We start from the raw sequence: 5,189 nt of genomic DNA, 5'->3' as shown, positions 1-5,189 counted from the left end.
AAAAACGGGGAGGAGGCGTTGGCCTCCTCCCCGCTTGCTTTACATCATATCGTCGGCGCGCGAGCGCCTCGACGATCAAGCAGCCAGACTGGCCTTCGCCTTTTCCGCGATCGCGCCAAACGCCTTGATGTCGTGGACGGCGATGTCGGCCAGCACCTTGCGGTCGACCGTGATGCCGGCCTTGGCCAGGCCATTGATCAGGCGGCTGTAGGACAGGCCGAACTGACGGGCCGCGGCGTTGATACGCACGATCCACAGCGCGCGGAACTGACGCTTGCGCTGCTTGCGGCCGATATAGGCGTACTGACCGGCCTTGATGACGGCCTGGTTGGCAACGCGGAAGACCTTGCGACGGGCGTTGTAGTAACCCTTGGCGCGGCCAATGATTTTCTTGTGACGACGACGGGCGGTGACGCCACGCTTTACACGAGCCATGGTAGGTCTCCTGCCTTAGAGGTACGGCAACATGCGAGCTACACCCTTGGTGTCGCACGCCTTGACGTGGTTGGTGGCACGGAGACCGCGCTTACGCTTGGTCGACTTCTTGGTCAGGATGTGCGACTTGAACGCGTGGCCTGCCTTGAACTTGCCGGATGCGGTCTTGCGAAAACGCTTCGCCGCCGCCCGGTTGGTCTTGATCTTGGGCATGGGAATGCTCCATGAGTGGGTCCTGCGACCCGGTTTCTGACTGATTCGGCGGCGCCCTAGCGGACACGCTTTCCGTCCTGCCGACATCGGTTCACGACCCGTCCGTGTGGGTCGAACCGGCGATTATACGGGTCCCGAACGAGGTTTGCCATAGGCGCGACAGCCGCGCCCATGACATTGCATGTGTGTATTCCCAGCCGGCTCCGGGGCCGTCGCAGGCACGAAAACGGCCGGGGCGAACCCGGCCGTTCTGGCGCCGCCTAGGCGCGCTGTCGACTGCGCCCGACGTTTACTGCTTCTTCTTCGGTCCGATCATCATGACCATCTGCCGGCCTTCCAACCGCGGGAAGGACTCGACCTGGCCATTCTCGCCGACGTCTTCCTGGATCTTCTTGGCCAGGTTCTGGCCCAGATCCTGGTGCGACATTTCGCGGCCGCGGAAGCGGATGGTGACCTTGACCTTGTCACCCTCTTCCAGGAAGCGAAGCATGTTGCGCAGCTTGATCTGGTAGTCGCCCACGTCGGTGACCGGGCGGAACTTCACTTCCTTGATCTCGACCTGCTTCTGCTTCTTCTTGGCGGCCGAAGCCTTCTTCTGGGCCTCGAACTTGAACTTGCCGTAATCCATGATGCGGCAGACCGGGGGGTCGCCGTTGGGCTGGATCTCGACCAGGTCGAGGCCGAATTCCTCGGCAGCACGCAGCGCCTCGTCACGCGTGAGGATGCCCATCTGCTCGGAATCCGGACCGATGACGCGAACCCGCGGAACGCGGATTTCAAGGTTGCGGCGGTTGCCCTTAGTGTCGGTGGTAGCGATACCACTATCCTCCAGAAGAAGTGTCAGTGGACCGGGATGGGCGCCTCAGCGCCCCATCTCGGCCTGCAAGTGTTCGACGAAGGCGGCCAGCGGCATGCTGCCCAGATCCTCGCCCGAACGGGTACGCACAGAAACGGCGCCGGCTTCCTTTTCGCGATCACCCACGACAAGCAAGTACGGCACCTTCTGCAAGGTGTGTTCGCGGATTTTATAGCCGACCTTTTCGTTGCGCAAATCGGCCTCGACCCGGAAACCTTTGTCGACAAGGGCTTGCGTGACCTCGCGGACATAATCGGCCTGGGCGTCGGTGATCGAGAACACCGTCGCCTGGACCGGCGCCAGCCAGGTCGGCAGCAGGCCGGCGTGATGCTCGATCAGGATGCCGATGAAGCGCTCCATCGAGCCGACGATGGCCCGGTGCAGCATGACCGGGTGCCGGCGCTGGCTGTGCTCGTCGACGTACTCGGCGCCCAGGCGCTCGGGCATCATGAAATCTACCTGCATGGTGCCGACCTGCCAGGCGCGGCCGATCGAATCCTTCATGTGGTACTCGATCTTCGGACCGTAGAAGGCGCCCTCGCCCGGCAGCTCCTCCCACTCGACCCCGGCGGCACGCAGCGCGGCGCGCAGGGCGTCTTCGGCCTTGTCCCACACCGCGTCCGAGCCGATCCGTTTCTCGGGGCGCAGGGCGATCTTCAGCGCGATGTTGTCGAACCCGAAGTCGGTATAGACCTTCATCGCCTGCTGGTGGAAAGCGGTCACTTCCGGTTCGATCTGCTCGGGCGTGCAGAAGATGTGGCCGTCGTCCTGGGTGAACGCGCGCACGCGCATGATGCCGTGCAGCGCACCGGACGGCTCGTTGCGATGGCAGCCGCCGAACTCGCCGTAGCGGATCGGCAGGTCGCGATAGCTGTGCAGCGAATGGTTGAAGATCTGCACGTGGCCCGGACAGTTCATCGGCTTCAGCGCGTAGGTGTGCTTCTCCGACTCGGTGAAGAACATGTTCTCGGCGTAGTTGTCCCAGTGGCCGGACTTCTTCCACAGCGACACGTCCAGCACCTGCGGGCAGCGTACTTCCTGGTAGCCAGACGTGCGGTACACGCCGCGCATGTACTGCTCCACCTGCTGCCAGATCGCCCAGCCCTTGGGGTGCCAGAACACCATGCCCGGGCCCTCTTCCTGCTGGTGGAACAGGTCCAGCGCCTTGCCGATCTTGCGATGGTCGCGCTTCTCGGCCTCCTCCAGCTGGTGCAGGTAGGCCTTGAGATCCTTGTCGTTGAGCCAGGCGGTGCCGTAGATGCGGCTGAGCATCGCGTTGTCGGAATCGCCGCGCCAATAGGCGCCGGCCACTTTCATCAGCTTGAACGCGCGCAGCTTGCCGGTGTTGGGCACATGCGGGCCGCGACACAGGTCGGTGAACTCGCCTTGCGAGTACAGCGACAGCTCCTCGTTGGAGGGGATCGATTCGATGATCTGCGCCTTGTACTCCTCGCCCAGGCCGCGGAAGAACGCAATCGCCTCGTCGCGCGACTTTACGCTGCGCGTCACCGCCAATTGCTCGTCGACGATCTTGTGCATCTCCGCCTCGATCTTCGGCAGGTCCTCCGGCGTAAAGGGCCGCTCATAGGCGAAGTCGTAGTAGAAGCCGTTCTCGATCACCGGGCCGATCGTCACCTGCGCGCCGGGGAACAGGCGCTGTACGGCCTGGCCCATCAGGTGTGCGGTGGAGTGGCGCAGGATCTCCAGCGCCTCCGGGCTCTTGTCGGTGACGATCTGCAGGCTGGCGTCGCGGTCGATGGTGTAGCCGGCATCCACCAGCTTGTCGTCGACCTTGCCGGCCAGGGTGGCCTTGGCCAGACCGGCGCCGATGGAGGCGGCCACGTCCTGCACGGTCACGGGGTGCTCGAACGGCCGCTTGCTGCCATCGGGAAGGGTGATCTCGATCATGGGAAGCTCTCGCTAAAAAGCAGAAAAGGGCACGCGGCCCTTTTCGTCGAAGACTAAAGTGCGCAGGGTGTCAGCAGGATGCGTTGGTAGTGGACATGTCGCACGCTCGACCGGCGCCTGGCGCGGGCCACCTTGCCTGAAAAGAAAAACGGAAATCCGGACCGCTAGTCTAACCCGGAAAGCACCCGCCATCGCCAGCGCGCAAGGCCTGCCCGACCGCGGGCGGTAGAATGCGCCGACCACAACAGGAACCTTGCGGTATGCGCATTCTTGTCACCGGCACGGCCGGCTTCGTCGGCGCCGCCCTGGCGCAACGCCTGCTCGCCCGGGGCGACGAAATCTGGGGCCTGGACAACCACAACGACTACTACGACCCAGCCCTGAAAGAGGCGCGGCTGGCCCGCTTCGCCGACCACCTCGGCTACACCCACCAGCGCGCCGACCTGGCCGACGCTGCCGCGGTGAACGAGGCGTTTGCCCGCTTCCGCCCCGAGCGGGTGGTGAACCTGGCGGCCCAGGCCGGTGTGCGCTACTCGCTGCAGAACCCGCAGGCGTACATCCAGAGCAACCTGGTCGGCTTCGGCCATATCCTGGAAGCCTGCCGCCACGGCGGCGTGCAGCACCTGGTGTACGCCTCCTCCAGCTCGGTCTACGGCGCCAACCGCAAGCTGCCGTTCGCGGTAGAAGACGCCGTCGATCATCCGGTCAGCCTGTACGCGGCGACCAAGAAGGCCAACGAGCTGATGGCGCATACCTACAGCCATCTCTATGACCTGCCGACCACCGGCCTGCGCTTCTTCACCGTTTATGGCCCCTGGGGCCGGCCGGACATGTCGCCAATGCTGTTTGCCGACAGGATCAGCCGCGGCGAGCCGATCGACGTGTTCAATTTCGGCAATCACAGCCGCGATTTCACCTACATCGACGACATCGTCGAAGGCGTGATCCGCACGCTCGATCATCCGGCGCAGCCGGATCCGGCGTATGACGCGCAGCGTCCCAACCCCGGCACCTCCAACGCACCCTACCGCGTCTACAACATCGGCAACGACCAACCGGTGCAGCTGCTGCGCTTCATCGAACTAATGGAGCAGGCGCTGGGCCGCACGGTGGAAAAGCGCTTGCTGCCGATGCAGCCGGGCGACGTGCCCGACACCTGGGCCGATGTTTCCGCACTGCGCCGTGATGTCGGCTATGCACCGAGCACGTCCATCGAAGATGGCGTGGCGAGGTTCGTGGCGTGGTACCGCGAGTACACCTCCCACTGACCGCCTGTAGGAGCGCCTAGAACGGCTTGGCGATCACCAGGTAGATCACCGCCAGCAGCAGCAGCACCGGCGGCTCGTTGAACCAGCGAAGCGCACTCGACGACGGCAGCGAGCCGCCCTTCTCGCTGCGCTTGAGCAGCCGGCCGGACCAGATGAAGTAGGCCAGCAGCACCGCCACCAGGGTCAGCTTGGCGTCGATCCAGTGCATGCCCGGCGCCACGTTGGGCAGCTGCTGCGGGAACACCCGCCAACCCTGCCAGAGCGCCAGCCCGAACACGAACGCGATGCCGAACATGTTGTGGCCGAACTTGTACAGGCGACGCCCCATCAGGTGCAGTCGCGCCCGCACCGCCGCATCGTCACCGGCCTCGGCCAGGTTCACCAGGATCCGCGGCAGATAGAACACGGTCGCCATCCAGGCGATCACGAACAGCAGGTGCAGGGACTTGATCCACAGGTAGGTCATCGCATCGACTCCGGGATACGTCTGAAACGGGCAAACAAAAACG

General features: G+C 64.2%; 6 protein-coding genes. 1 reads left to right on the top strand and 5 read right to left on the bottom strand.

Translation table 11 applies throughout. From position 1 onward, the window contains the following. Positions 1-75: 75 nt before the first annotated feature. From rplT to thrS, 4 genes are all read right to left on the bottom strand, one after another. On the bottom strand, positions 76-435 hold the full coding sequence (gene rplT / locus ACTHJF_RS10250; RefSeq protein ID WP_017463630.1) for a 50S ribosomal protein L20: 360 nt from the start codon (positions 433-435) through the stop codon (positions 76-78). Between the two features lie 15 nt (positions 436-450). Beyond that, entirely contained in the window at positions 451-648 is a 198-nt protein-coding gene (gene rpmI, locus ACTHJF_RS10245; protein ID WP_038615747.1) for a 50S ribosomal protein L35, read from the bottom strand. 289 nt (positions 649-937) lie between these two features. Then, positions 938-1,465 (bottom strand): translation initiation factor IF-3, encoded by a 528-nt coding sequence (infC, locus tag ACTHJF_RS10240; protein WP_343214903.1) that lies wholly within the window; start codon positions 1,463-1,465, stop codon positions 938-940. A gap of 45 nt (positions 1,466-1,510) precedes the next feature. After that, positions 1,511-3,412 (bottom strand): threonine--tRNA ligase, encoded by a 1,902-nt coding sequence (gene thrS / locus ACTHJF_RS10235; protein ID WP_440267022.1) that lies wholly within the window; start codon positions 3,410-3,412, stop codon positions 1,511-1,513. Between the two features lie 260 nt (positions 3,413-3,672). Here thrS and ACTHJF_RS10230 point away from each other — a divergent pair, with 260 nt between their 5' ends. Beyond that, entirely contained in the window at positions 3,673-4,680 is a 1,008-nt protein-coding gene (locus ACTHJF_RS10230; RefSeq protein ID WP_440267021.1) for an NAD-dependent epimerase, read from the top strand. Positions 4,681-4,696: 16 nt separating this feature from the next. Here ACTHJF_RS10230 and ACTHJF_RS10225 read toward each other — a convergent pair whose 3' ends face one another. After that, positions 4,697-5,146, bottom strand: a complete 450-nt coding sequence (locus tag ACTHJF_RS10225; RefSeq protein ID WP_440267023.1) for a CopD family protein — start codon at positions 5,144-5,146, stop codon at positions 4,697-4,699. Positions 5,147-5,189: the final 43 nt, after the last annotated feature.

This window comes from Dyella sp. (assembly GCF_051962475.1).
Classification (GTDB): domain Bacteria; phylum Pseudomonadota; class Gammaproteobacteria; order Xanthomonadales; family Rhodanobacteraceae; genus Dyella_A.
The sequence above is the reverse complement of the archived record's forward strand: the minus strand, read 5'-3'. Positions and strand labels throughout refer to the sequence as shown.